Origin of the sequence: Streptomyces sp. NBC_00490 (assembly GCF_036013645.1) — a bacterium.
GTDB lineage: Bacteria > Actinomycetota > Actinomycetes > Streptomycetales > Streptomycetaceae > Streptomyces > Streptomyces canus_F.
In genome coordinates this window covers 5,368,448-5,392,475 of record NZ_CP107869.1, presented here as the reverse complement: position 1 = coordinate 5,392,475, position 24,028 = coordinate 5,368,448, and the positions used below count along the sequence as shown (strand labels likewise).

At 72.0% G+C, this 24,028-nt stretch carries 24 protein-coding genes and 1 tRNA gene; 12 read left to right on the top strand and 13 right to left on the bottom strand.

Annotated elements, in window-relative coordinates; all coding sequences use genetic code 11:
• Positions 1-31 precede the first annotated feature (31 nt).
• Genes OG381_RS24480 through pdhA form a run of 3 tightly spaced genes read right to left on the bottom strand, consistent with a single transcriptional unit; the run spans position 32 to position 3,482 of the window.
• Entirely contained in the window at positions 32-1,345 is a 1,314-nt protein-coding gene (locus OG381_RS24480) for a dihydrolipoamide acetyltransferase family protein (RefSeq protein ID WP_327718189.1), read from the bottom strand.
• Positions 1,345-2,349: an alpha-ketoacid dehydrogenase subunit beta gene (locus OG381_RS24475; protein WP_327718188.1), complete on the bottom strand. Its 1,005-nt coding sequence runs from the start codon at positions 2,347-2,349 to the stop codon at positions 1,345-1,347. Before OG381_RS24475 ends, OG381_RS24480 begins: the two co-directional genes overlap by 1 nt.
• On the bottom strand, positions 2,349-3,482 hold the full coding sequence (pdhA, locus tag OG381_RS24470) for a pyruvate dehydrogenase (acetyl-transferring) E1 component subunit alpha (protein ID WP_327718187.1): 1,134 nt from the start codon (positions 3,480-3,482) through the stop codon (positions 2,349-2,351). The genes OG381_RS24475 and pdhA overlap by 1 nt, the downstream gene beginning before the upstream one ends.
• Before the next feature lie 190 nt (positions 3,483-3,672).
• Here pdhA and OG381_RS24465 point away from each other — a divergent pair, with 190 nt between their 5' ends.
• The gene (locus OG381_RS24465) at positions 3,673-4,158 is read left to right on the top strand and encodes an Lrp/AsnC family transcriptional regulator (protein WP_046256569.1); all 486 of its coding nucleotides are present in this window, start codon (positions 3,673-3,675) and stop codon (positions 4,156-4,158) included.
• A 67-nt stretch (positions 4,159-4,225) separates the two neighbouring features.
• Here the strand turns inward: OG381_RS24465 and OG381_RS24460 are convergent, their stop codons facing one another.
• Positions 4,226-4,816, bottom strand: coding sequence for a TetR/AcrR family transcriptional regulator (locus tag OG381_RS24460; RefSeq protein WP_307028378.1), 591 nt, complete (start codon positions 4,814-4,816; stop codon positions 4,226-4,228).
• On the bottom strand, positions 4,813-6,330 hold the full coding sequence (locus OG381_RS24455) for a 3-hydroxyacyl-CoA dehydrogenase (RefSeq protein WP_327718186.1): 1,518 nt from the start codon (positions 6,328-6,330) through the stop codon (positions 4,813-4,815). The genes OG381_RS24460 and OG381_RS24455 overlap by 4 nt, the downstream gene beginning before the upstream one ends.
• Positions 6,331-6,489: 159 nt before the next feature.
• Between OG381_RS24455 and paaN the strand changes: the two genes are divergently transcribed.
• The gene (gene paaN, locus OG381_RS24450; RefSeq protein WP_327718185.1) at positions 6,490-8,181 is read left to right on the top strand and encodes a phenylacetic acid degradation protein PaaN; all 1,692 of its coding nucleotides are present in this window, start codon (positions 6,490-6,492) and stop codon (positions 8,179-8,181) included.
• Positions 8,182-8,197: 16 nt separating this feature from the next.
• On the opposite strand, the gene OG381_RS24445 is transcribed toward paaN, so the two are convergent.
• The 3 genes from OG381_RS24445 to OG381_RS24435 are packed head-to-tail and all read right to left on the bottom strand — an operon-like array spanning position 8,198 to position 10,967.
• Positions 8,198-8,941, bottom strand: coding sequence for a TrmH family RNA methyltransferase (locus OG381_RS24445; RefSeq protein ID WP_327718184.1), 744 nt, complete (start codon positions 8,939-8,941; stop codon positions 8,198-8,200).
• On the bottom strand, positions 8,938-10,155 hold the full coding sequence (locus tag OG381_RS24440; protein WP_327718183.1) for an HTTM domain-containing protein: 1,218 nt from the start codon (positions 10,153-10,155) through the stop codon (positions 8,938-8,940). The genes OG381_RS24445 and OG381_RS24440 overlap by 4 nt, the downstream gene beginning before the upstream one ends.
• Positions 10,152-10,967, bottom strand: coding sequence for a DUF5819 family protein (locus tag OG381_RS24435; protein ID WP_327718182.1), 816 nt, complete (start codon positions 10,965-10,967; stop codon positions 10,152-10,154). Before OG381_RS24435 ends, OG381_RS24440 begins: the two co-directional genes overlap by 4 nt.
• A gap of 245 nt (positions 10,968-11,212) precedes the next feature.
• Between OG381_RS24435 and paaA the strand changes: the two genes are divergently transcribed.
• The 6 genes from paaA (at position 11,213) to OG381_RS24405 (ending at position 16,021) form a co-directional block, all read left to right on the top strand.
• Positions 11,213-12,196 carry a 1,2-phenylacetyl-CoA epoxidase subunit PaaA gene (paaA, locus tag OG381_RS24430; RefSeq protein WP_327718181.1) on the top strand — a complete coding sequence of 328 codons (984 nt, stop codon included), beginning with the start codon at positions 11,213-11,215 and terminating at the stop codon, positions 12,194-12,196.
• Positions 12,193-12,480, top strand: coding sequence for a 1,2-phenylacetyl-CoA epoxidase subunit PaaB (paaB, locus tag OG381_RS24425; protein WP_046256561.1), 288 nt, complete (start codon positions 12,193-12,195; stop codon positions 12,478-12,480). Before paaA ends, paaB begins: the two co-directional genes overlap by 4 nt.
• On the top strand, positions 12,477-13,199 hold the full coding sequence (gene paaC, locus OG381_RS24420; protein WP_327718180.1) for a 1,2-phenylacetyl-CoA epoxidase subunit PaaC: 723 nt from the start codon (positions 12,477-12,479) through the stop codon (positions 13,197-13,199). The genes paaB and paaC overlap by 4 nt, the downstream gene beginning before the upstream one ends.
• Positions 13,193-13,717 (top strand): 1,2-phenylacetyl-CoA epoxidase subunit PaaD, encoded by a 525-nt coding sequence (paaD, locus tag OG381_RS24415; RefSeq protein ID WP_327718179.1) that lies wholly within the window; start codon positions 13,193-13,195, stop codon positions 13,715-13,717. Before paaC ends, paaD begins: the two co-directional genes overlap by 7 nt.
• On the top strand, positions 13,717-14,775 hold the full coding sequence (locus OG381_RS24410; protein ID WP_327718178.1) for a 2Fe-2S iron-sulfur cluster-binding protein: 1,059 nt from the start codon (positions 13,717-13,719) through the stop codon (positions 14,773-14,775). Before paaD ends, OG381_RS24410 begins: the two co-directional genes overlap by 1 nt.
• A gap of 112 nt (positions 14,776-14,887) precedes the next feature.
• The gene (locus OG381_RS24405) at positions 14,888-16,021 is read left to right on the top strand and encodes an acyl-CoA dehydrogenase family protein (RefSeq protein WP_327718177.1); all 1,134 of its coding nucleotides are present in this window, start codon (positions 14,888-14,890) and stop codon (positions 16,019-16,021) included.
• 22 nt (positions 16,022-16,043) lie between these two features.
• Here OG381_RS24405 and OG381_RS24400 read toward each other — a convergent pair whose 3' ends face one another.
• The 4 genes from OG381_RS24400 to OG381_RS24385 all read right to left on the bottom strand — a co-directional run bounded on the left by OG381_RS24400 (position 16,044) and on the right by OG381_RS24385 (position 19,527).
• Positions 16,044-16,391, bottom strand: coding sequence for a rhodanese-like domain-containing protein (locus tag OG381_RS24400; RefSeq protein ID WP_327718176.1), 348 nt, complete (start codon positions 16,389-16,391; stop codon positions 16,044-16,046).
• A gap of 114 nt (positions 16,392-16,505) precedes the next feature.
• Complete coding sequence (locus OG381_RS24395) at positions 16,506-17,351, bottom strand: J domain-containing protein (RefSeq protein WP_443061932.1); 846 nt, start codon at positions 17,349-17,351, stop codon at positions 16,506-16,508.
• Between the two features lie 224 nt (positions 17,352-17,575).
• A complete protein-coding gene (locus tag OG381_RS24390) occupies positions 17,576-19,009 on the bottom strand; it encodes a DUF2252 domain-containing protein (RefSeq protein ID WP_327718175.1) in 1,434 nt (477 codons plus the stop codon).
• A gap of 158 nt (positions 19,010-19,167) precedes the next feature.
• The gene (locus OG381_RS24385; RefSeq protein WP_327718173.1) at positions 19,168-19,527 is read right to left on the bottom strand and encodes a winged helix-turn-helix transcriptional regulator; all 360 of its coding nucleotides are present in this window, start codon (positions 19,525-19,527) and stop codon (positions 19,168-19,170) included.
• A gap of 109 nt (positions 19,528-19,636) precedes the next feature.
• Here OG381_RS24385 and OG381_RS24380 point away from each other — a divergent pair, with 109 nt between their 5' ends.
• Positions 19,637-20,290 (top strand): FMN-dependent NADH-azoreductase, encoded by a 654-nt coding sequence (locus tag OG381_RS24380; protein WP_327718172.1) that lies wholly within the window; start codon positions 19,637-19,639, stop codon positions 20,288-20,290.
• Positions 20,291-20,392: 102 nt separating this feature from the next.
• Here OG381_RS24380 and OG381_RS24375 read toward each other — a convergent pair.
• Positions 20,393-20,476: transfer RNA gene (locus OG381_RS24375), tRNA-Leu, on the bottom strand.
• Between the two features lie 474 nt (positions 20,477-20,950).
• Between OG381_RS24375 and OG381_RS24370 the strand changes: the two genes are divergently transcribed.
• The 3 genes from OG381_RS24370 (at position 20,951) to OG381_RS24360 (ending at position 24,022) form a co-directional block, all read left to right on the top strand.
• On the top strand, positions 20,951-21,829 hold the full coding sequence (locus OG381_RS24370) for a DUF3662 and FHA domain-containing protein (RefSeq protein ID WP_327718171.1): 879 nt from the start codon (positions 20,951-20,953) through the stop codon (positions 21,827-21,829).
• Positions 21,830-21,839: 10 nt separating this feature from the next.
• The gene (locus tag OG381_RS24365) at positions 21,840-22,352 is read left to right on the top strand and encodes an FHA domain-containing protein FhaB/FipA (RefSeq protein WP_266824712.1); all 513 of its coding nucleotides are present in this window, start codon (positions 21,840-21,842) and stop codon (positions 22,350-22,352) included.
• 98 nt (positions 22,353-22,450) lie between these two features.
• Positions 22,451-24,022, top strand: coding sequence for a Stp1/IreP family PP2C-type Ser/Thr phosphatase (locus OG381_RS24360; protein WP_327722543.1), 1,572 nt, complete (start codon positions 22,451-22,453; stop codon positions 24,020-24,022).
• Positions 24,023-24,028 lie beyond the last annotated feature (6 nt).

Genomic DNA, 24,028 nt, shown 5'->3' with positions numbered 1-24,028 from the left:
CGTGCAATCAGTGCGTGTGCGGTCCGTGGGATCAGAGGGTGCGCAACAGCACCGCCGGCTGTTCCACGCAGTCCGCCACGTACCGCAGGAAGCCGCCCGCCGTGCCGCCGTCGCAGACGCGGTGGTCGAAGGTGAGCGACAGCTGGACGACCTGCCGCACCGCCAGCTCGCCCTCGTGCACCCACGGCTTGGGGATGATCCGGCCGACGCCGAGCATGGCGGCCTCGGGGTGGTTGATGATCGGTGTGGAGCCGTCGACGCCGAAGACCCCGTAGTTGTTCAACGTGAAGGTCCCGCCGGTGAGTTCCCCGGGGGTGAGGCCTCCGGTCCGGGCCGCCTCGGTCAGCCGGGCGAACTCCGCGGTCAGCGACTCGGCGTCCCGCGCGTGCGCGTCCCGTACGACGGGCACCACGAGCCCGCGCTCGGTCTGCGCCGCGAACCCGATGTGCACATGGTCGAACTGGACGACCTCCCTGGCCGCCATGTCGACGGTGGAGTTGAGCTCGGGGAACCGGGCGAGGGCGGCCGTGCAGATCCGGGCGAGGAGCGCGAGCAGGGAGATCTTCGGCCCGCCCGCCGCGTTCATGGCGGTCCGCGCGCGCATCAGTTCCGTCGCGTCGGCGTCCACCCAGCAGGTGGCGTCGGGGATCTCACGCCGGCTGCGGGAGAGCTTGTCGGCCACGGCACCGCGGATGCCCTTGAGCGGGACGCGGATGCCTCCGGGGGCGGGAGCCGAGGTCTGCGGTGGTGCTGTCGGCGCCGGTTCGGCGACCTTGTCCTGCGCGGCGGACCGCAGGACGTTCTCCACGTCCGCGCGCAGGATCAGCCCGTCCGGTCCGGAACCGGTCAACTCCCGCAGATCCAGGCCGTTCTCCCGGGCGAGCCTGCGCACCAGCGGCGAGATCACGGGCACCGGGCCCTCCACCACCTCGCGCACCGCGGCCTGTCCGTTCGCCGCCGGGGACGCCACGGGCGCCCCCTGTCCCGGCCGCACCCTGCGCCGCCGCGCGGGCGCCTCGGACGTGCCGTACCCCACCAGCACGTTCCCGGAGCCCTCGCTCTTCGCGGCGGCGCCGTCGGTGGAACCGTCGGCGACGGCTGCCCCGACCGCCACCGTGATCAGGGGCGATCCCACGGGAAGCTCCGTGCCCTCCTCGCCGAACCGGGCCGTGACGACACCGCCGTACGGGCACGGCACCTCGACCATCGCCTTGGCCGTCTCGACCTCGACGACCGGCTGGTCCACGGCGACCACATCGCCGACCTCCACCAGCCAGCGCACGATCTCCGCCTCGGTGAGGCCCTCCCCGAGGTCGGGCAGCTTGAACTCCAAGACCTGTGCCATCAGCCCTCGGCCTCCCACTGCAGACGCCCCACGGCGTCCAGGATCCGGTCCACGCCGGGCAGATGGTGGCGCTCCAGCATCGGCGGCGGGTAAGGGATGTCGAACCCGGCCACGCGCAGCACCGGCGCCTCCAGGTGGTGGAAACAGCGCTCCGTCACGCGGGCCGCGATCTCGCCGCCCGGCCCGCCGTACCCGCCGGACTCGTGCACGACGACCGCGCGCCCGGTCCGCCGGACCGACGCGCAGACCGTCTCGTCGTCGAACGGCACCAGCGAGCGCAGATCGACGACTTCGAGGTCCCAGCCCTCGGCCTGTGCCGCCTCGGCGGCTTCGAGGCACACGGGCACGGACGGCCCGTACGTGATGAGCGTGGCGCTCCGCCCGGAGCGCCGCACCACCGCGCGGCCGATCGGCTCGACGTCGGTCGGACGGTCCGGGTTCCAGGAGTCCTTGGACCAGTACAGACGCTTGGGTTCCAGGAAGACGACCGGGTCGTCGGAGGCGATGGCGGCGCGCAGCAGGCCGTACGCGTCGGCGACGGTGGCGGGCGTGACGACATGGAGCCCCGGAGTCGCCATGTAGTACGCCTCGGAGGAGTCGCTGTGGTGCTCGACGCCGCCGATGCCGCCGCCGTAGGGCACCCGGACGGTGATGGGCAGCGGCATCGCGCCGCGGGTGCGGTTGCGCATGCGCGCCACGTGCGAGATCAGCTGCTCGAAGGCGGGGTAGGCGAACGCGTCGAACTGCATCTCCACGACCGGACGCAGGCCGTACATCGCCATGCCGACGGCCGTGCCGAGGATGCCGGCCTCGGCCAGCGGGGTGTCGGTGCAGCGGTCCTCGCCGAACTCCTTGGCGAGGCCGTCGGTGACCCGGAAGACACCGCCGAGGGTGCCGACGTCCTCGCCCATGACGTGCACGGTCGGGTCGGCGGCCATCGCGTCGCGCATCGCGCGCGTGAGGGCCTGCGCCATGGTGGCCGGTTTGAGGGCGACGGTCGTCATCAGTGCGCCCCTTCCTGTTCCGCCGCCAGCTCCGCCCGCAACTGCGCCTGCTGCTCGCGCAGCTGCGGGGTCGGCTCGGCGTAGACGTGGGCGAACAGGTCCATCGGGTCGAGCTCCGGGTCCTGGTTCATGCGCTCGCGCAGGTCGGCGGCCATGGTCTCGGCGGCGTCCCGCGCGGCCTGGATGGCGTCGTCGTCGAGGAGCCCGCGCGTGGTCAGCTCGTGCTCCAGGAGGGCGATCGGGTCGTGCTGCCGCCAGGTCTCGACCTCCGCGTCGCCGCGGTAGCGGGTCGCGTCGTCGGCGTTGGTGTGGGCCTCCACGCGGTAGGTGATCGCCTCGACGAGGGTGGGGCCGCCGCCCTCGCGCGCGCGGCGTACGGCGGCGGCGAGGACCTCGTGCACGGCGGCCGCGTCGTTGCCGTCGACCAGCCGGCCGGGCATGCCGTAGCCGACGGCCTTGTGGGCCAGCGACGGGGCCGCGGTCTGCTTGGCGAGCGGGACGGAGATCGCGAAGCCGTTGTTCTGGACCAGGAAGACGACCGGCGCCTGCCAGACGGCGGCGAAGTTCAGCGCCTCGTGGAAGTCGCCCTCGCTGGAGCCGCCGTCGCCGACCATGGCGAGCGCGACCACGTCGTCGCCCTTGAGGCGGGCCGCGTGGGCGAGGCCGACGGCGTGCGGGAGCTGGGTGGCGAGGGGGGTGCACAGGGGGGCGACCCGGTGTTCGCGCGGGTCGTAGCCGGTGTGCCAGTCGCCGCGCAGCAGGGTCAGCGCCTGGACGGGGTCCAGGCCGCGGGCGACGGCGGCGAGGGTGTCGCGGTAGCTGGGGAAGAGCCAGTCACGGTCCTCCAGGACCAGCGCGGCGGCGACCTCGCAGGCCTCCTGGCCGGTGCTGGAGGGGTAGACGGCGAGGCGGCCCTGCTTGGTGAGGGCGGTGGCCTGCGTGTTGTACCGACGGCCGCGTACCAGTTCGGCGTACAGGCGGCGCAGCAGGCCCGGGTCGGCCTTCGCCGCCGTCTCCGTGCCGAGGACGCGGTACGGCTCCGCGTCGGGCAGCAGCGGCGCGGGGTCGGTACGGGGCTGCCAGGCGGGCGGCGGCGATGGCCGGTACGCGCCCCGCTGCTCCATGACCGTCATGACGGCACCTCCTCGTGGGAGCGGCTTCAGACGCGTCACGGCTTGTGATGCGCCTCACCTACCGATTGTTCGGTCGTCGGCACATTTTGGCTACAGGCACCCTCAGGCTGTGGACAAACGGTTCTCCACAGCCTGCAATGAACGCAGTACGTCCATGGTAGGGAGGCGGGGGGACATGGCACCTGAACAAATGGCCGAGAGCCCGGACGGCGGTCGCCCGCTGCCGCCCCCTCGTCCCCTGGACGCCATCGACGAGGACATCCTGAAGATGCTCCAGGCGGACGGCCGCGCGTCGATAAGGTCGGTGGCCGAACGCGTGCACGTCTCGCGCGCCAATGCCTACGCGCGTATCAACCGCCTCGTCGAGGACGGCGTGATCCGCGGTTTCGGCGCCCGTGTCGACCACGAACGCGCCGGTCAGGGTACGTCGGCGTACATCACCCTGAAGATCGTCCAGAACTCCTGGCGCACGGTCCGCGCACAGCTCATCCAGCTGCCCGGCGCCTCCCACATCGCCCTGGTCGGCGGCGACTTCGACGTCCTGCTCCTGGTCCACACCCCGGACAACAGGGCCCTGCGCGAACTGGTCCTCACCCGCCTCCAGGCCATCCCGGAGGTCCTCAGCACCCGCACCCTGCTGGTCTTCGAGGACGAGGACCTGGAGCCGCAGGGCTGAACGGGGCCGCGCCGGACCGGGCGAACCCTATTCGCGGCGCTTGTGCGGGCGGCCCCGTGCGTGCGGCTCAGTGCTGCTTGCGCAGCCCCGAGAACACCAACTGCACGACGGCGTCGGCCGCTTCGCGTTCGCTCACGCCCCGCCCGTCCGGCCGGTACCACTCCACCATCGAGTTGATCATCCCGAAGACCAGCCGCGTCGCGAGCCGCACCTCGACATCGCCGCGCACATCGCCGTCGGCGGCCGCGGCCCTCAGCAGCTCGGCGACCCGGTGGTCGAAGTCGCGGCGCCGCTCCAGGGCCCAGCGCTCGGTGTCGGTGTTCCCGCGCACGCGCAGCAGCAGCGTCACGTACGGCAGCTCGGTGATCAGCACCTCGACCATGCGCCGCACGACGTACTCCAGGCGCTCGACCGCCCGCCCCACGCGCGCGGGCTCCTCGCCGAGGATCCCGAAGAGCCCGTCGAGCGCGCGGCTGACGGCCCTGCGCAGCAGTTCCTCCTTGCCCGCGACGTGGTGGTAGATAGAGGACTTGGAGATGCCGGCCGCCTTGGAGAGATGCTCCATGGAGGTGCCGTCGTAGCCGCGCTCGATGAAGACCTGGACGGCGACGGACAGCAGCGTCTCGGGGGTGTACGTGTCGCGCTTGGCGGTGGTCATGAGGTGCTGCCCTCCCTCTTGTCGGTGGCGTACGCGTGGCGGTACAGCGCGAGGGACGGTGCGTAGCGGCCGCTCGGATCACGCAGGTGCAGGTCGTCGAGGAGGGCGTAGGCCCAGTTGCGGCCGAGCCTGCGGCTCCATTCGAAGGGGCCCAGCGGGTAGTTGACGCCAAGGCGCATCGCGGTGTCGATGTCCTCCTCGGTGGCCACACCCTTGGCGACGGCGTCGTGCGCCAGGTCGACGATCCGGGCGACCGTGCGGGCGACGATCATGCCGGGCACGTCACCGATGACGCTGACGTCCTTGCCGAGCGCCTGGAAGAGGCCGATCGCCTCGGCGAGGGTCTGCTGCGCGGTGTCCTGGGAGGCGGACAGGGCGATCCGGGTGGCCCGGCGGTAGTCCAGCGCGAGGTCGAAGTAGACGACGTCCCGGAACTCCACCGAGGTCTGCCCGTCGGCGAGCGCCAGCTGGCCCCCGCTCGGCAGCACCAGCCGGGTGCCGTGGTCCTCGTCGTCCTCGCGCACCGGGATGCCCGCCTCGCGGATCAGCGCGAGCAGCTCGGACGCGGGGCCCAGGTCGCCCTCGGCGACGACGTACGCGGGCGCCTGCGCCGGTTCGGCGGTGTGCGGCTCGGCGGGCTCGGCCTCGGGTCCGTACACGTACCAGCCGTGTCCGCTCTTGCGGCCGAGCCGGCCCGACTCCACCAGCCGCCGCTGCGCGAGCGAGGGCGTGAAGCGGACGTCCTGGAAGAAGGACTGCCAGACGGAGTGCGTGACGGACTCGTTGACGTCCTGTCCGATCAGGTCGGTGAGCTCGAACGCGCCCATCTTGAAGCCGCCCGACCCACGCAGCACCGCGTCGATGGTGGCGGGGTCGGCGCCCTGGGCCTCGTACACCGCGAACGCCTCGGCGTAGTAGGGCCGGGCGATGCGGTTGACGATGAAACCGGGGGTGTCGGCGCAGGCGACCGGCGTCTTGCCCCAGAGCCGTGCGGTCTCGTACGCGCGCGTGGCCGAGGTGACGTCGGTGGCGAAGCCGGAGACGACCTCGACGAGCGGCAGCAGCGGTGCGGGGTTGAAGAAGTGCAGGCCCACGAAACGGCCCGGGTTGCGCAGGGCGCCGCCGATGGCCGTGATCGACAGGGACGAGGTGTTGGTGGCGAGCAGACAGTCCTCGCCGACGACGTCCTCCAGCTCCCGGAAGAGCTGCTGCTTGACGTCCAGCCGCTCCAGGGCCGCCTCGACGACCAGGGCGCAGTCCGCGAGGTCGGCGAGGCTGTCGGCGGCCGTGAGACGCGCGCGTGCCGCGTCCCGGTCGGCGCCGGACAGGCGCTCCTTCTCGACGAGCCGGTCGAGCCGCGCGCCGATCGCGTCAGCGGCTTCCCGGGCCCGCCCGGGGGCGGCGTCGTAGAGCCGTACGGGATGGCCGGCGACCAACGCGACCTGGGCGATGCCCTGGCCCATGGTGCCGGTGCCGACGACGGCCACGGGGCTGCTGAGGTCGAGTGCTGTCATGTGCGCGATCCTCCCGCACGGGGTTTTCCACAGTTGCGGCGGACCCCCTTGTCCCGACCGATCGTTCGGTTACTCTAACTCTGTCCGGCTGTATCTGCCCAGGTTCTGCCCAGGTCATGAGCTCGACGAAGAGTTCACAAGACGAGGAGTTGGTCCCGCATGGCCGCCGAACTGACCGCCCACGAGCTGATCGCCAAGCACCGGCCCACCCTCGACCAGGCGCTCGAAGCGATCCGCACGCGCGCGTACTGGTCGCCGCATCCCGAGCACCCCAAGGCCTACGGGGAGAACGGCAGCCTGGACGCGGCCGCGGGCAAGGCCGCCTTCGACGCGCTGCTGGGCACCCGCGTCGACCTCGGCCAGCCCGGCACGGACGACTGGGTGGGCGGCGAGGTCTCGCCGTACGGCATCGAGCTGGGGGTGACCTACCCCCACGCGGACATCGACACCCTGCTGCCCGCCATGCGCGCGGGGCAGCGCGCGTGGCGCGAGGCGGGCGCGGAGATCCGCGCGGTGGTCTGTGTGGAGATCCTCAAGCGGATCAGCGACCGGACGCACGAGTTCGCGCACGCGGTCATGCACACCTCCGGTCAGGCCTTCATGATGGCGTTCCAGGCGGGCGGCCCGCACGCGCAGGACCGCGGTCTGGAGGCGGTGGCGTACGCGTACGTGGAGCAGGTCCGCACGCCCGACACCGCGGAGTGGAGCAAGCCGCAGGGCAAGCGCGACCCGCTGGCGCTCACCAAGCAGTTCACGCCGGTCCCGCGCGGCATCGGCCTGGTCATCGGCTGCAACACCTTCCCGACCTGGAACGGCTACCCGGGCCTGTTCGCCTCGCTCGCCACCGGCAACGCGGTCCTGGTCAAGCCCCACCCGCGCGCGGTGCTGCCGCTCGCGCTCACGGTCCAGGTCGCGCGTGAGGTCCTGAGCGAGGCGGGCTTCGACCCGAACCTGGTGGCGCTGGCCGCCGAGCGCCCCGGCGAGGGCATCGCCAAGACCCTGGCGGGCCGCCCGGAGATCCGGATCATCGACTACACCGGTTCCACCGAGTTCGGCGACTGGCTGGAGGCCAACGCCCGCCAGGCGCAGGTCTACACGGAGAAGGCCGGCGTCAACACGGTGCTGGTCGACTCCACCAGCAACTACAAGGGCATGCTCTCCAACCTGGCCTTCTCGCTGTCGCTCTACAGCGGCCAGATGTGCACCACTCCGCAGAACTTCCTGATCCCCCGCGACGGCATCCGCACCGACGAGGGCCCCCGCACCTTCGACGAGGTGGCCGCCGACCTCGCCCGCGCCGTGGACGGCCTGCTGGGCGACGACGCGCGGGCGAACGCGCTGCTCGGCGCGATCGTGAACCCGGACGTCAAGGCCCGCCTGGAGGCCGCGACCGGGCTCGGCGAAGTCGCCCTCGCCTCACGGGAGATCAGCAACCCGGAGTTCCCGGACGCGGTCGTGCGCACCCCTGTCATCGTGAAGCTGGACGGCGCCAAGCCCGACGACGAGGCCGCCTACATGAGCGAGTGCTTCGGGCCCGTCTCCTTCGCCGTCGCGGTCGACTCGTCGGCCGACGCCGTGGAGCTGCTGCGGCGCACGATCCGGGAGAAGGGCGCGATGACGGTCGGCGCGTACACCACCGACGACGAGGTCGAGCGGTCCGTGCAGGAGGTCTGCCTGGAGGAGGCGGCCCAGTTGTCGCTGAACCTCACGGGCGGGGTGTACGTCAACCAGACGGCCGCGTTCTCCGACTTCCACGGCTCGGGCGGCAACCCGGCGGCGAACGCCGCGCTGTGCGACGGGGCGTTCGTGGCCAACCGGTTCCGGGTCGTCGAGGTCCGCCGGGAGGTCTAGGACGCCCGGACAGGTCCTAGACCCCGCCGTCCAGGCTCCAGTGGTACAGCGTCATGGCCACACTGGTCGCGAGGTTGTAGCTGGAGACCTGGGGGCGCATCGGCAGGGACAGCAGATGGTCGGCACGCGCGCGTAGGTCGGCCGACAGACCGCTGCGCTCCGAGCCGAACGCGAGGACGGCGTCGTCCGGGAGCTTCGTGCCCCGGATGTCGTCGCCCTCCGGGTCCAGGGCGAACAGCGGGCCCGGAGGCAGTTCCCCGACCGTCACCCGTTCCACCGCCGTCGCGAAGTGCAGCCCGGCGCCCGCACGCACCACCGTCGGATGCCAGGGGTCGAGCGTGCCGGTGGTGACCACCCCCGTCGCGCCGAAGCCCGCCGCCAGCCGGATCACGGCCCCGGCGTTGCCGAGGTTGCGCGGCTGGTCGAGGACCACCACCGGGGCGGTGCGCGGCATCAGGGCCAGCCGCTCCAGGTGGGCCGCGCGGGACGGTCGTACCGCCAGGGCGGCGACCGCGGTCGGATGCGGGCGCGGCACCAGCGAGGCGTACACCGGCTCCGGCACCTCGGTCAGCAGCGCGTCCAGCGCCCGGCGCACATCGGGGGCGAGTTCGTCCGCGAGGGCGAGCGTGGCCCCCCGGTCGACGGTGACCGCGACCGTGACCTCGGCGCCGAAGCGCACCGCGTGCTTGAGGGCGTGGAAGCCGTCGAGCAGGACGCAGGAGTCGGCGAGCCGGTGCCAGAGGCCGGCGGGGTCGGTCATGCCGTGAAGCCTACGTGCGTCTCCTCGGCGCCCTCCGGGGCGCGCGTCTGCGGCACCGGCGCGGGACCGCCCCGTCCCGCCGTCAGCCGTTCACGCGCGCGTGCCACCCGGCCGCCCACCCGGCGCAGGAACGACGTCGGCAGGAACACCGCGTCGGCGGCGATCATCGCCAACGAGAAGAACGGCAGCCCGAGGACGACCGCGATCACCGCGTGCTCGGTCATCATGGCCGCCAGCAGGACGTTCTTGACCCGCCGGTTGAACAGGGTGAACGGGAAGGCCACCTGGACCACGACGGTCCCGTACGTCACGAGCAGCACCATCGTGGCGCTGGACGACAACGCGTCGGCGAGGGCGGGCCAGGGCGAGAAGTAGTCCAGGTGCAGCGGGTAGTAGACGGCGGTGCCGTCCTGCCAGCGCGTGCCCTGGATCTTGTACCAGCCGGCCGTGGCGTAGATCAGACAGGCCTCGGCCATGATCACAAGCAGGGCGCCGTTGTGCACCATGTTGCCGATGACGTCGAGCAGGATCCGCGGCTGGTCCGTCCGCGCCAGTCGCCCGACCGTCCACCACACGCCGAGCCCCAGCCACACCGCCCACAGCAGGGCGGGGATGACCGGATCGCCCTCCAGCAGCCGTCCCGCCCCGGTCACGGCGATCAGCATCAGCCCGAGCACGATCCACAGGACCGGGCCGACCCGGTCCACGACCCGCTCGCCACGCGCGCGTGCCTCGTTCTCGCGCCGCGCCCTGCGCGCGTCCAGTGACCAGACCTGGCCGCAGCGCGTGAAGACGAGGTAGACGCACATCAGATGCAGGACGTTGTCGCCGCCGTCGCCCATGAAGATGGAGCGGTTCTGCAGCGACAGCACGCCGACCATGAAGAGCACCGACATGGTGCGGGTGCGCCAGCCCAGCAGCAGAAGAAGGCTCGACAGCACGGCGAGGCCGTAGACGCTCTCGAACCAGATCCGGCTGTCGGACCAGATCAGCGCCGTGAAGGCGCCGTTGCCGGCGATCAGCTGCTCGGCGAGGTCCCAGCTCCACGGGCCGTCGGGGCCGTACAGCTCCTGGCGGTGGGGCAGCTCGCGCAGCAGGAAGAGCAGCCAGGTCGCGCTGAAGCCGATGCGGACCACGGCGCTCTGGTACGGGCCGAGCGCCGACTCGGTGATGCGGGCGATGGCCGTGGAGAGCGCCAGGGCGAAGCGGTTCACTGCTCACCTCCCGGCAGATCGGCCGGCGTGACCGACCACCAGGGCAGCTCGCGGTACAGAGGCTTCTCGGAGACCTGCTCCTGGCTCCACTTCGGCGGTCGCACGCTGGTGGTACGGGAGCGGACCTGTACACGTTCGACGCTGCCGTCGGACCCGGCCGCGTCGTCCCGGTCCAGGCGCATCACCACGATGCGGCGCAGATACGTCTCGGACAGGGCGCCGCGCAGCCCGACGGGGCGGTTGTCGGTGCCGTGGGTGGCGGTGAAGAAGTCCCACGCGCGGCGCAGCTCGTTCTGCTGGGTGTGGCTGGGCAGCAGATTGCCGTCGATGGCCCGGCCGTCCTCGGCGGACAGGTCGTACCAGCCGGTGGTCCGCACGGTGCCGTCCGCGGCGAGGACCTGGGCCCGCACCTGGACCGCGATGTTCTGCTGCAGCGGGTTCGGCGCGAAGAGCTTCCAGTTCTGCTCGAACTCCGGATAGATCCAGTCGTCGATCGCCTTGCCGTGCTGTTTGGTGACCGCGTTGGAAGGCGCGACGTGCAGGAACGTCATCCCCAGATGGACGCAGACGGTGACCGCCACGAGCGCGAGGGCCAGCGCGGCACCGATCTGGTAGCGGAGCGAGAGGGCGGCCACCCCGATGCGGGGTCCGGTGCCGAGCGGGGGAGGCAGATCGTACGGCGAGGGCGGGGAAGCCACGTCGGCGGGATCGGCGGCGGGCAGGGCGGCCCGCTGCCCGGCGCCCCCTTCCGGCGCCCGCGGCTCGTCGGCAGGCCCGCTCCGGGCGCCCGAGCCTGTGTCGTACGCGTCCATTCCGCCCCGTCTCCCGATGTCCGCCCCGCCTTCGGCCACGAGGCCGCAGGGCCCGCCGCCACCCTCGCGCACCCCTCCGCGGCGCTCGCACGGGAACGGTACTCAGGCCGTCCCGCCCGCACAGCCCGTCGGCAGGTTATCCACAGCGGTTGACACCTTACGGCGCCCGGCACACCATGGAATCGACGAACCGAACGATCGGTCGGGAGCCTGCTCCGGGCAGCGCACAGGGTCGAGGGGGCCACATGGCAACAGCAGCACAGGCGTACGGCCGGGAGGACGCCGTCGACCAGGACGTGTACGAGCGCGCCTTCGACGCCGCCGTGGCCGCCGACGAGCGCATCGAACCGCGCGACTGGATGCCGGACGCCTACCGCGCGACGCTGGTCCGCCAGATCGCCCAGCACGCCCACTCCGAGATCATCGGCATGCAGCCCGAGGCGAACTGGATCACGCGCGCGCCCTCGCTGCGCCGCAAGGCCATCCTGATGGCCAAGGTCCAGGACGAGGCCGGGCACGGCCTCTACCTCTACAGCGCGGCCGAAACCCTCGGCACCGGCCGCGACGAGCTGCTGGACAAGCTCCACACCGGCCGCCAGAAGTACTCCTCGATCTTCAACTACCCCACGCTGACCTGGGCGGACGTCGGCGCGATCGGCTGGCTCGTGGACGGCGCCGCGATCACCAACCAGGTCCCCCTGTGCCGCTGCTCCTACGGCCCGTACGCGCGCGCGATGGTCCGCATCTGCAAGGAGGAGTCCTTCCACCAGCGCCAGGGCTACGAGCTCCTGCTGGCGCTCAGCAAGGGCACCCCCGAGCAGCACGCGATGGCCCAGGACGCGGTGGACCGCTGGTGGTGGCCGTCCCTGATGATGTTCGGTCCGCCCGACGACGAGTCCGCGCACTCCGCGCAGTCGATGGCCTGGAAGATCAAGCGGCACTCCAACGACGAGCTGCGCCGGCGCTTCGTCGACATCTGCGTCCCCCAGGCCGAGTCCCTCGGCCTCACGCTCCCCGACCCGGACCTGAAGTGGAACGAGGAGCTGGGCCGGCACGAATTCGGCGAGATCGACTGGACCGAGTTCAAGAACGTCCTCAAGGGCAACGGCCCCTGCAACGAACAGCGCATCACCCAGCGCAGGCGGGCCCACGACGAGGGCGCCTGGGTCCGCGAGGCCGCCTCGGCCTACGCCGGCAAGCACACCGAGACGGGAGCCGCACGCGCATGACGAACACCGACTGGCCTCTGTGGGAGGTCTTCGTACGCTCCCGCCGCGGCCTCTCGCACACCCACGCCGGCAGCCTGCACGCACCGGACGCGGACCTCGCCCTGCGCAACGCCCGCGACCTGTACACCCGCCGCGGCGAGGGCGTCTCGATCTGGGTCGTCCCGTCCTCCGCGATCACCGCGTCCTCGCCGGACGAGAAGGACCCGTTCTTCGAACCGTCCGCCGACAAGCCCTACCGCCATCCGACGTTCTACGAGATCCCGGACGGGGTGAAGCACCTGTGACCGTCGACCTGACCACGCACGCCACCGCTCTGGCCCTCGGGGACGACGCCCTGGTGCTCTCCCACCGCCTCGGCGAATGGGCCGGCCACGCCCCCGTCCTGGAGGAGGAGGTCGCCCTCGCCAACATCGCGCTGGACCTCCTGGGCCAGGCCCGCGTCCTGCTCTCGATGGCCGGCGACGAGGACGAACTGGCGTATCTGCGCGAGGAGCGCGCCTTCCGCAACCTCCAGCTGGTGGAGCAGCCGAACGGCGACTTCGCCCACACCATCGCCCGCCAGCTGTACTTCTCCACCTACCAGCACCTGCTCCACGCCGAACTGGCCGCGGGCGAGGGCCCCTTCGCCCCGCTCGCCGCGAAGGCCGTCAAGGAGGTCGCCTACCACCGCGACCACGCCGAGCAGTGGACCCTGCGGCTGGGCGACGGCACCGACGTCAGCCACGAGCGGATGCGGCGGGCGTGCGAGGCGCTGTGGCGGTTCACCGGCGAGATGTTCCAGCCGGTGGAGGGCGTCGACGTCGACTGGGCCGCCCTGGAGACCATGTGGCTGGCGTCCGTCACGGACATCCTGGGCCGGGCCACCCTGAGTGTCCCCGAGGGCCCGCGCACGGGCGCGTGGACGGCCGGTGCGGGCCGGCAGGGCCTGCACACCGAGTCCTTCGGGCGGATGCTCGCCGAGATGCAGCATCTGCACCGCAGCCACCCGGGGGCGTCATGGTGACCGTGACACCGCTGGAGGCGGAACTCCTGGAGGTCGCGGGGTCGGTGCCCGACCCCGAACTGCCCGTGCTCACCCTGCGGGAACTGGGAGTCGTGCGCGCGGTGCACGTCCGCGGCCAGGACACGGCCGAGGTCGAACTGACCCCGACGTACACCGGCTGCCCGGCGATCGAGGCGATGGCCGTGGACATCGAGCGGGTGCTGCACGCCCACGGCGTCCGCGAGGTCACCGTGCGCACGGTCCTCGCGCCCGCCTGGTCGACGGACGACATCTCGGCCGAAGGCCGCCGCAAGCTGCGGGAGTTCGGCATAGCCCCGCCGCGCACGCAGCACGCGGCGGGCCCGGTGACCGTGTCCCTGGGCACGACCCGGACGCTCGACAGCACCGACCCGGTCCGCTGCCCGCACTGCGGATCCGCCGAGACCGAGCTGCTCAGCCGTTTCTCCTCCACGGCCTGCAAGGCGCTGCGGCGCTGTCTGGACTGCCGTGAACCCTTCGACCACTTCAAGGAGTTGTGATGGCCCGCTTCCACGCGCTCCGGGTGGCGGCGGTCGACCGGCTCACCGACGACTCCGTGGCCCTCACCTTCACCGTGCCGCCGGAGCTCGGCGAGGCCTACCGCTACGCCCCGGGCCAGCACCTCGCCGTGCGCCGCACCGCGGACGGCGAGGAGATCCGGCGCACGTACTCGATCTGCTCCCCGGCACCGGACGGCGAAGCCCCCCGCCGACTGCGCGTCGGTGTACGGCTGGTGGACGGCGGAGCCTTCTCCACGTACGCGCTCAAGGAGATCGCCGTCGGCGACGAGCTGGAGGTGATGACTCCCGCGGGACGTTTCACCCTCACCCCCGCACCCGGCCTGTACGCGGCGGTCGTCGGCGGCAGCGGCATCACCCCGGTGCTGTCGATCGTGTCGACGCTGCTGGCGCGCGAGCCCGAGGCCCGGTTCTGTCTGATCCGCAGTGACCGTACGGCCGCCTCGACGATGTTCCTGGACGAGGTCGCCGACCTGAAGGACCGCTACCCCGAGCGGCTCCAGCTGGTCACCGTGCTCTCCCGGGAGGAGCAGCAGGCGGGACTGCCGTCCGGACGGCTCGACCGGGAGCGGCTGACGGGACTGCTGCCCGCGCTGCTGCCGGTGGCGGATGTGGCGGGCTGGTTCCTGTGCGGGCCGTTCGGGCTGGTGCAGGGCGCGGGACGAGCGCTGAGGGAGCTCGGCGTCCCCCGGAGCCGCGTCCACGAGGAGATCTTCCACGTCGACGAGGGAGCGGCCCCGGCGCCCAGGACCCCGGCGCCCGCGCACAGCACGGTGACCGCCCGTCTCGACGGCCGCGGCGGGACCTGGCCCGTCCAGGACGGCGAGTCCCTCCTCGACGCGGTCCTGCGCAACCGCTCCGACGCGCCCTACGCCTGCAAGGGCGGGGTGTGCGGCACCTGCCGCGCCTTCCTCGTCTCCGGCGAGGTCCGCATGGACCGCAACTTCGCGCTGGAGCCGGAGGAGACGGAGGCCGGGTACGTGCTGGCGTGCCAGTCGCATCCGGCGACGGAGACGGTGGAGCTGGACTTCGACAGGTGAGGGGACCCGGGGCGGGCCGCCCCGTTCCCTTCTTCTAGAACCTGTTCTATCTTGACGGTCCGTCAGATCGGCTCACCCGTCGATCGGCTGACGCGTCGGGAGGACAGGGACCGTGGACTTCACCTTCACCGAGGAGCAGCAGGCGGCGGCCGAGGCGGCACGGGGCGTGTTCGCCGGGGTCGCGCCGGACGGGGTGCCGAGCCCCGCGCTCGCCACGGGCGCCGTCGCCGACCACTTCGACCGCGAGCTGTGGAGCAGGCTCGCCGACGCGGACCTGCTGAGCCTGCTGCTGACGGAGGAGTACGGCGGGGCCGGTCTGGACGCGGTCGCGCTGTGCCTGGTGCTGGCCGAGTCGGCGAAGGTGCTGGCGCGGGTGCCGCTGCTGGAGAGCAGCGCGGCCGCGGCGGCCGTACAGGCCCATGGCACCGAGGAGTTGCGGTCCGGCCTGCTCGCCCGGGCGGGCCGCGGCGAGGTCGTGCTGACCGTCGCCGCGAGCGGCCGCACCGGCCACGACCCCGCCGAACTCGCCGTGACCGCACGGCAGGAGGGCGCGGAGTGGATCCTGGACGGCGTGCAGACGGCGGTGCCCTGGGCGTTCGACGCGGACCACATCGTCGTACCGGCGCACACGGCGGCCGGACAGACCGTGCTCGCGCTGGTGGCACCCGCCGGCGACGGGGTCGCCCTCGCCGAGCAGATCTCCACGACGGGCGAGCGGCTCGGCGAACTGCGGTTGGAGTCGGCGCGGATCGCGGCCCGGGACGTCCTCGACGCGGACGGGGCGTGGGAGTCGCTACGGCATCTGCTGACCGTCGGAACGTGTGCGCAGGCACTCGGCCTGGGGCGTCAGGTCCTGCGGATGACCAGTGAATACACCAGCAAGCGGGAGCAGTTCGGCTTCCCGGTCGCCACGTTCCAGGCCGTCGCCGTGCAGGCCGCCGACCGCTACATCGACCTGAAGGCGATGGAGGCCACGCTGTGGCAGGCGGCCTGGCGGACCGGCTCCGGGACACAGGGCGCGCTGCCGGTCTCCGGCGAGGTCGCCGTCGCGAAGATCTGGGCCTCGGAGGGCGTGCGGCGGGTCGTGCAGACGGCACAGCATCTGCACGGCGGGTTCGGCGCCGACACCGACTACCCGCTGCACCGCTATCACGCCTGGGCCAAGCACCTGGAACTGTCGCTCGGCCCGGCAGCCGCGCACGAGGAGGCGCTGGGCGACCTGCTGGCGGCGCACCCCCTGGCCTGACGCGCGCGGCCGGGTGCCCGGCCTAGAGGACGAACGCTGGCGAACCGTTGTCCGTGATCATGGGGCGGCCGGCGCCGTCCCAGGCGAGCATGCCTCCGTCGATGTTCACGGCGTCGATGCCCTGCTGGACCAGGTACTGGGTGACCTGCGCGGAGCGACCGCCGACGCGGCACATCACATAGGCCCGCCGACCGTCCGCCACCGCCTCGGTCACCTCGCCGAACCGGGCCACGAAGTCACTCATGGGCACGTGCAGCGCACCCTCGACATGCCCCGCGGCCCATTCGTCGGCCTCACGGACATCCAGAACGAGGCCGTCGGCCGGAACACCGGCGACGTCGACCGAGGGCAGGGAAGCTCCGAAACTCATGGCCCGAGGCTACCTGAGCGACGGGCGAGCCCCCGGCCGAGGAATCCGCGCACACCGTGGCGACACCCGACGTCCACAGGCGCCCGCCCGGCCCACGGCCCGGCCCACGGCCGCCTACTGCCCGAGCAGCTCCGCCAGCTCGCGCTCCCGCTCCTCGAGCTGCGCCAGCAACTGCTCGGCGATCTCCTCCAGGAGCCGGTCGGGATCGTCCGGGGCCAGCCGCAGCATCGCCCCGATCGCGCTCTCCTCCAGCTCCCGCGCGACCACGCTGAGCAGCTCCTTGCGCCGGGAGAGCCACTCGAGGCGGGCGTAGAGCTCCTCGCTCGGCGTCGGTCCCTGCTCCGGCGGCTTCGGCCCGGCGGCCCACTCCTCGGCCAGCTCCCGCAGCAGCGGTTCGTCACCGCGGGCATAGGCGGCGTTGACCCGGGTGATGAACTCGTCGCGGCGCGCCCGCTCGGTGTCGTCCTGCGCCAGGTCGGGGTGGGCCTTGCGGACCAGCTCCCGGTAGAGCTTGCGGGCCTCGTCGCTGGGCCGCACCCGCTGCGGGGGCTGCACCGGCTGCTCCGTGAGCATCGCCACGGCCTCCGGGAACAGCCCGTCCCCGTCCATCCAGCCGTGGAACAGCTCCTCCACCGCCGGCATCGGCATCACCCGGGCGCGGGCCTCGTCCGCCTTGCGCCGGTCCTCGGGGTCACCGGTGCGCTCGGCCGTGGCCTCGGCGATCTGGGCGTCCAGTTCGTCGAGCCGGGTGTACATCGGGCCGAGTCTCTGGTGGTGCAGCCGGGAGAAGTTCTCGACCTCGACCCGGAAGGTCTCCACCGCGATCTCGTACTCGATCAGCGCCTGCTCGGCGGCCCGCACGGCCCGCTCCAGCCGCTCCTCGGGCCGGGGCGCGCCATCCTCGGGCGCCGCCCGCGTACCGCCGGCGACACCACCCTGCTCAGCTTCCGGGGTCGTCACCCGACCAGCGTAGGCCACGGCCGGGTCGGTCCTCCGACGCCGGTGTCAGCCCCCGTCGTGCGGCAGCACCTCGTCGAGGACCACGTCCCCCGGTCCGGCCACGTCACAGACCTCCGGGCAGCTTCGCGAGGTAGGGCCGCGGGTCGACGATCCCCGTGATGCCCCCGTCCCGCCCGCCGAGATCCATGTACCTCACCGAAGACCCCGCACCGGCCGCGAGCCCCTCACACCCCCGTCTCCGCCGCGAGCCTCCCCGACCGCACCGCCGCCACCAGGTCCGCGTGGTCCGCCTCCGTACGGTCGGCGTACGCCACGGCGAACGCGGCCATCGCCTCGTCCAGTTCCTCGCTCTTGCCGCAGTACCCGGCGACGAGGCGCGGGTCGGCGCTGTGCGAGTGGGCGCGGGCCAGCAGCGCCCCCGTCATACGCCCGTAGTCGTCTATCTGGTCGGCGGCGAGCGCGGCAGGGTCGACGCTGCCCTTGCGGTTGCGGAACTGCCGTACCTGGAACGGCCGTCCGTCCACCGACGTCCAGCCCAGCAGGCTGTCGCTGACGACCTGCATCCGCTTCTGTCCGAGGACGACCCGGCGGCCCTCGTGCTCGACGGCCGGCGCCTCGAACCCGGCGGCCACCAGGTGCGGCAGCAGCGCCGAGGGGCGGGCCTCCTTCACCTGGAGCACCAGCGGCTCACCGCGGTGGTCGAGGAGCAGCACGACGTACGACCGGGTGCCGACACTGCCCGTACCCACGACGCGGAACGCGACATCGTGCACCGCGTGCCGGGACAGCAGCGGAAGGCGGTCCTCGGAGAGCGACTCCAGGTACGCCTCCAGAGACCCGGCCACCGCCGCGGCCTCCGCGTCCGGCACGCGCCGCAGCACCGGCGGGGCGTCGACGAAGCGGCGCCCGCCGCCCTCGGTCTGCTCGGTCGACTTCGCCGCGAACCGTCCGCTGGTGTTGGCCCGCGCCTTCTCGGAGACCCGCTCCAGCGTGCCGACGAGGTCGTGGGCGTCGGTGTGGGAGACGAGCTCCTCGTCCGCGATGGCGTTCCAGGCGTCCAGCACCGGGAGCCCGGCCAGCAGCCGCATGGTGCGGCGGTAGGCGCCCACCGCGCCGTGCGCCGCACTGCGGCAGGTGTCCTCGTCCGCGCCCGCCTCCCGGCCGGCGAGCACCAACGAGGCCGCGAGCCGCTTGAGGTCCCACTCCCAGGGGCCCTGGGCCGTCTCGTCGAAGTCGTTGAGATCGATGACCAGATCGCCGCGCGCGTCCCCGTACAGACCGAAGTTGGCCGCGTGGGCGTCGCCGCAGATCTGGGCGCGGATCCCGGTCATGGGGGTGCGCGCCAGGTCGTAGGCCATGAGGCCCGCCGAGCCGCGCAGGAAGGCGAAGGGCGTGGCCGCCATCCGACCGACGCGCAGCGGGGTGAGTCCGGGGATGCGGTCGCGGTTGGACTCCTCGACCGCGCTCACCGCGTCGGGCCGCGAACCGTCCAGGTCGAGCGCGGTGTGCGCACCACGTGGGACCCGCTTGCGCAGCGCCTTGCCCTCCCGCTTGGGAGACCCCTGCACCGGCCACTCGGCGAAGCCCCGCACCCGCGGCAGCCTGCGCCCCGCGCCTGCGGAAACCTCGGCGGAAGCCTCCACCCCGACCTCGGTCATCGCGACCGCCTTCCCGAACCAGCATCCGCCCGAACATCAACTCGTGCAGACCGTACAGCCGGTGGCCGAAACGCGTCAGACCCTGTGGACAACCGCGCGCCTGTGGAAAACCGGCCCCGCAGCCGCCCTCCTCGGCACCCGCCCCGCGCCGGAGTCCCTCAGCAGCTGCCCCCGGGCACTTCCGGCAGGTGCCGCTGCGCCCACTTCTTCAGTTCCGCGAACGCCGGCTCCAGCGCGGCCCCCGCCGCCGTCAGCCGGTACGACACCCGCAGCGGCGGCCCCTCGTCGACCTCGCGCAGCACGAGCCCCGCGGCGGCGAGCTCGGTCAGACGGTCGGACAGCATCCGCTCGCTGATGCCGGGAATCGCCCGGCGCAGGTCGACGAAGTACGCCGGTCCGGGGGTCAGGACGGCCACGATCGGCCCGGTCCAGCGCTTCCCGAGCAGCTGGAAGACACGGGTGATCCCGTCGTCCACCTGCTTGCAGGCCTCCGTGCCGTGCTTCGCCTCGACCGTCATGCCTTTCAGAGTACTGCGCTCACGTATGGGGGTGAAAAAAAGTAAGTAGCTGTGTTATCAATAGCCGTGTACGAACTATTAGCCACGCACCGCTCGTCAGGAGACCCCCATGGCCACGCTGCTGCACATCGACTCCTCCGTGTTCCCCCACGGCGCCTCCTCGTCCCGCTCCGTCACGGACGCCTTCCGCAGGACCTGGGAGGAGCAGCACCCCGAAGGCACGGTGATCTACCGCGACCTCGCCACGGACCCCGTGCCGCACATCACCGCCGACGCCCACCTCGCCGGCTTCACCGATCCCGCGACGCACACGCCTGAGCAGGCCGCCGCCTTCCACGCGCGCGTGCAGCTGATCGAGGAGCTGGAGGGGGCGGACGCCGTGCTGATCGGCGCCCCTATGTACAACTTCGCGATCCCCTCGACCCTCAAGGCCTGGCTGGACAACGTGATGCTCGTCGGCCGCACCTTCATGACCGAGGACTCGAAGATCACCGGCACCCCGGTCACCGTCGTCGCCAGCCGCGGCGGCTCCTACGCGCCGGGCACGCCGCGCGAGGGCTTCGAGTACGTGCAGAACTACCTGCAGGCGGCACTCGGCGACTCCCTCGGCCTGGACCTCGAGTTCATCGTCCCGGAGCTGACCATGGCCCCGCAGAACCCGGCGATGACCGAACTGGTCCCCCTCTACGAGGCCTCCCGCGCGCGTGCCCACCAGGACGCGGAGACCAGGGCGAAGCACCTCGCCCAGCGCGTGGCCGCGTAAGCCCACGGCCGGGACGACGCCGTGTGATTGTCCTCACGGCGGACAGCGCCGGAGGACAACGCAAAAGCCCCGCAGGTCTGAGACCTGCGGGGCTTTCAGCTGTGCGCGAGGGGGGAGTTGAACCCCCACGCCCTTTCGGGCACTGGAACCTGAATCCAGCGCGTCTGCCTATTCCGCCACCCGCGCATTGGGTGTGTCTTCGGGCTGTTTCCCCTAGGGGCTGGCGCCTTCCGACACCCAGAACATTAGCACGCGGGCAGGGGTGGGTTCACATCCCTTATCCAGGGGCAGCCGCTCACCAGGGCCGTAGACATCCCGCACCGACCCGCCGTCCTTCCGGCTACGTATCAACACGTGTCTGTTCACGTATCAACCTCGTACCGGTACCGCCCGTCTCCCCAGGAGCCGGTCAGGGTGCACAGTCAGGTGCGGGACACTTGTCTGCGGCCGCCTCTACGATCCTTGACAGGAGGAGTCGGCCGGGGGAGTTCGAAGAGGAGCTCCACAGGGAACCTCGGAGGCGTCGACACCCGTCGACGAGGCCGACAGGGGGAACCAGCCGATTGACCGGCGCGTGGATACGATCAGTAAGCAGTACCAGGTAAGGCAGTACCCGCTCTGCGGGGTGCAGGACGGCAGCAGCTACGGAGGAGGTGCCCCATGGGAGTCCTGAAGAAGTTCGAGCAGCGCCTCGAAGGTCTGGTCAACGGCACCTTCGCCAAGGTGTTCAAGTCCGAGGTACAGCCCGTGGAGATCGCGGGAGCACTCCAGCGCGAGTGCGACAACAACGCGACCATCTGGAACCGCGACCGCACGGTCGTCCCCAACGACTTCATCGTGGAGTTGAGCACACCGGACTTCGAGCGCCTGAGCCCGTACTCCGGCCAGCTCGGCGACGAACTCGCCGGCATGGTGCGCGACTACGCCAAGCAGCAGCGCTACACCTTCATGGGCCCCATCAAGGTCCACCTGGAGAAGGCCGACGACCTCGACACCGGCCTGTACCGGGTGCGCAGCCGCACGCTCGCCTCCTCCACCGACCAGCAGGCCCCCGGCGCGGCCGCCCCGGCGGGCCGGCCCGCGGCCCCCGGCGGCTACGGATACCCGCCGGCCGCGGCTCCCGCCGGAGCCCCGGGCGCCCCGCCCATGCCGGCCGCGCCGCCGCCCGGCGGCCGCCCCGGCGGCTACGGATACCCGCAGCCCGCGAGCGGTCAGCGGCCCCCTGTCGCACCCGCTCCCGCAGCCGCGGCAGGCGGACGCACCCGCCACTGGATCGAGATCAACGGCGCCCGCCATCAGATCTCCCGCGCGACGCTGGTGCTGGGCCGCAGCACCGAGGCCGACGTGCGGATCGACGACCCCGGCGTCTCCCGCCGGCACTGTGAGATCCGGACCGGAACGCCCTCGACCGTCCAGGATCTGGGGTCCACCAACGGCATCGTGGTGGACGGACAGCACACCACCCGCGCTACGCTCCGCGACGGCTCGCGGATCGTCGTGGGCAACACCACCATCATTTACCGGCAAGCCGAAGGGTGAAGCGGGGGCAATGTCAGAGCTGACCCTCACGGTCATGCGGCTGGGTTTCCTAGCCGTACTGTGGCTGTTCGTGATCGTGGCCGTGCAGGTCATCCGCAGCGATCTGTTCGGTACGCGTGTCACCCAGCGCGGGGCCAGGCGAGAGGCCGCCCGGCCGCAGCAGGCCCAGCGCCAACAGGCGCCCCCGCAGCAGCGCCAGCAGCCCGCCGCCGGCCGTCGCGGCCGTAACGCCCCCAGCAAGCTGGTCGTCAGCGAGGGCACCCTCACGGGCACCACCGTCGCGCTCCAGGGCCAGACCATCACGCTGGGCCGGGCGCACGACAGCACCATCGTGCTGGACGACGACTACGCCTCCAGCAGGCACGCCAGGATCTACCCGGACCGGGACGGCCAGTGGATCGTCGAGGACCTCGGATCCACCAACGGCACCTATCTGGACCGGAGTCGGCTGACGACCCCCACACCGATTCCGCTGGGCGCGCCGATCCGCATCGGCAAGACCGTCATCGAGCTGCGGAAGTAGTGCTACATCATGAATAGGCGCGAGCGGAGCGAGCACGCGGAGTGGGCCCCCACCCCGGGCCCCGGCGCGCTCCCGACCGGAGGGTGGGCACCGTGCGGATGTATCCGGAGCCGACGGGCGAGGTGCGCATGAGTCTGTCACTGCGCTTCGCCGCCGGATCGCACAAAGGCATGATCCGGGAGGGCAACGAGGACTCCGGATACGCCGGTCCGCGCCTGCTCGCCATCGCCGACGGCATGGGCGGCGCCGCCGCCGGTGAGGTCGCCTCCTCCGAGGCCATCTCCACGATCGTCGCCCTCGACGACGACGTCCCCGGCTCCGACGTCCTCACCTCCCTCGGCACCGCGGTCCAGCGCGCCAACGACCAGCTGCGCTCCCTGGTCGAGGAGGACCCCCAGCTCGAGGGCATGGGCACCACGCTCACCGCCCTGCTGTGGACCGGCCAGCGCCTCGGCCTCGTCCATGTCGGCGACTCGCGCGCGTACCTGCTGCGCGACGGCGTCCTCACCCAGATCACACAGGACCACACCTGGGTGCAGCGCCTGGTCGACGAGGGCCGCATCACCGAGGAAGAGGCCACCACCCACCCGCAGCGCTCCCTGCTGATGCGCGCGCTGGGCAGCGGCGAGCACGTCGAGCCCGACCTCTCCATCCGCGAGGTCCGCGCCGGCGACCGCTACCTGATCTGCTCCGACGGGCTGTCCGGGGTCGTCTCCCACCAGACGCTCGAGGACACCCTCGCCAGCTACCAGGGCCCCCAGGAGACCGTGCAGGAGCTGATCCAGCTCGCGCTGCGCGGCGGCGGCCCCGACAACATCACGGTCATCGTCGCCGACGTACTGGACCTGGACACCGGGGACACCCTCGCCGGGCAGCTCTCCGACACCCCGGTCGTCGTCGGCGCGGTCGCCGAGAACCAGCAGCACCCACTGCACGACAACGGCATCATGCAGACCCCCGCCGGCCGCGCCTCCGGGCTCGGCCGCCAGGTGCCCGGACAGGGCGGGGGCGGACAGTTCGGCCCGCCCGGCTCCGGCGACGTCACCGGCTTCATCCCCACCGACGGCTTCGGCGACTACAGCGACGAGGACTTCGTCAAGCCCCGCAAGGGCCGCAAGTGGCTGAAGAGATCCTTCTACATCGCCCTCACGCTCGCCGTCGTCGGCGGCGGCCTCTACGGCGGCTGGCGCTGGACCCAGACGCAGTACTACGTGGCCGCCAACGACGAGCACGTGGCGCTGTACCGGGGCATCAGCCAGGACCTGGCCTGGGTGTCGTTGTCGAAGGTGGAGAAGGACCACCCCGAGATCGAACTCAAGTACCTGCCGCCGTACCAGCAGAAGCTCGTCGAGGGCACCATCGCCGAAGGCGACCTCAAGACCGCCCAGAAGAAGATCGACGAACTCTCGCTGCAGGCCTCCGCGTGCAAGAAGCGCGCCGAACAGCAGGCCGTCGAGAGCGAGCAGAACTCCAAGACCGGCGAGGGCGAGGCCGGAGGCACCACGGGAACCACCAAGACCTCCCTCACGTCCAAGGCCTCACCGACCCCGTCCACCTCGACCTCACCGTCCCCGAACGCTTCCGCCTCCCCGACCGCGCCCACTCCCACCCCCGGCCCCACCCTCTCGGACGAAGAGAAGCAGGTCGTCGGGCAGTGCGGTACGCAGTAGGCAAGC

Excerpts from the sequence above, each read along its gene's own strand:
- OG381_RS24435 (WP_327718182.1), bottom strand. The coding sequence starts at position 10,967 with ATGGACGCGTACGACACAGGCTCGGGCGCCCGGAGCGGGCCTGCCGAC.
- OG381_RS24465 (WP_046256569.1), top strand. The coding sequence starts at position 3,673 with ATGGCCGAGAGCCCGGACGGCGGTCGCCCGCTGCCGCCCCCTCGTCCC.
- OG381_RS24385 (WP_327718173.1), bottom strand. The coding sequence starts at position 19,527 with ATGACGGTCGAGGCGAAGCACGGCACGGAGGCCTGCAAGCAGGTGGAC.
- OG381_RS24410 (WP_327718178.1), top strand. The coding sequence starts at position 13,717 with ATGGCCCGCTTCCACGCGCTCCGGGTGGCGGCGGTCGACCGGCTCACC.
- pdhA (WP_327718187.1), bottom strand. The coding sequence starts at position 3,482 with ATGACGGTCATGGAGCAGCGGGGCGCGTACCGGCCATCGCCGCCGCCC.
- OG381_RS24370 (WP_327718171.1), top strand. The coding sequence starts at position 20,951 with ATGGGAGTCCTGAAGAAGTTCGAGCAGCGCCTCGAAGGTCTGGTCAAC.
- paaN (WP_327718185.1), top strand. The coding sequence starts at position 6,490 with ATGGCCGCCGAACTGACCGCCCACGAGCTGATCGCCAAGCACCGGCCC.
- OG381_RS24480 (WP_327718189.1), bottom strand. The coding sequence starts at position 1,345 with ATGGCACAGGTCTTGGAGTTCAAGCTGCCCGACCTCGGGGAGGGCCTC.
- OG381_RS24475 (WP_327718188.1), bottom strand. The coding sequence starts at position 2,349 with ATGACGACCGTCGCCCTCAAACCGGCCACCATGGCGCAGGCCCTCACG.
- paaB (WP_046256561.1), top strand. The coding sequence starts at position 12,193 with ATGACGAACACCGACTGGCCTCTGTGGGAGGTCTTCGTACGCTCCCGC.
- OG381_RS24390 (WP_327718175.1), bottom strand. The coding sequence starts at position 19,009 with ATGACCGAGGTCGGGGTGGAGGCTTCCGCCGAGGTTTCCGCAGGCGCG.
- OG381_RS24360 (WP_327722543.1), top strand. The coding sequence starts at position 22,451 with ATGTATCCGGAGCCGACGGGCGAGGTGCGCATGAGTCTGTCACTGCGC.
- OG381_RS24455 (WP_327718186.1), bottom strand. The coding sequence starts at position 6,330 with ATGACAGCACTCGACCTCAGCAGCCCCGTGGCCGTCGTCGGCACCGGC.
- OG381_RS24380 (WP_327718172.1), top strand. The coding sequence starts at position 19,637 with ATGGCCACGCTGCTGCACATCGACTCCTCCGTGTTCCCCCACGGCGCC.
- OG381_RS24460 (WP_307028378.1), bottom strand. The coding sequence starts at position 4,816 with ATGACCACCGCCAAGCGCGACACGTACACCCCCGAGACGCTGCTGTCC.
- OG381_RS24400 (WP_327718176.1), bottom strand. The coding sequence starts at position 16,391 with ATGAGTTTCGGAGCTTCCCTGCCCTCGGTCGACGTCGCCGGTGTTCCG.
- OG381_RS24365 (WP_266824712.1), top strand. The coding sequence starts at position 21,840 with ATGTCAGAGCTGACCCTCACGGTCATGCGGCTGGGTTTCCTAGCCGTA.
- paaD (WP_327718179.1), top strand. The coding sequence starts at position 13,193 with ATGGTGACCGTGACACCGCTGGAGGCGGAACTCCTGGAGGTCGCGGGG.
- OG381_RS24445 (WP_327718184.1), bottom strand. The coding sequence starts at position 8,941 with ATGACCGACCCCGCCGGCCTCTGGCACCGGCTCGCCGACTCCTGCGTC.
- paaA (WP_327718181.1), top strand. The coding sequence starts at position 11,213 with ATGGCAACAGCAGCACAGGCGTACGGCCGGGAGGACGCCGTCGACCAG.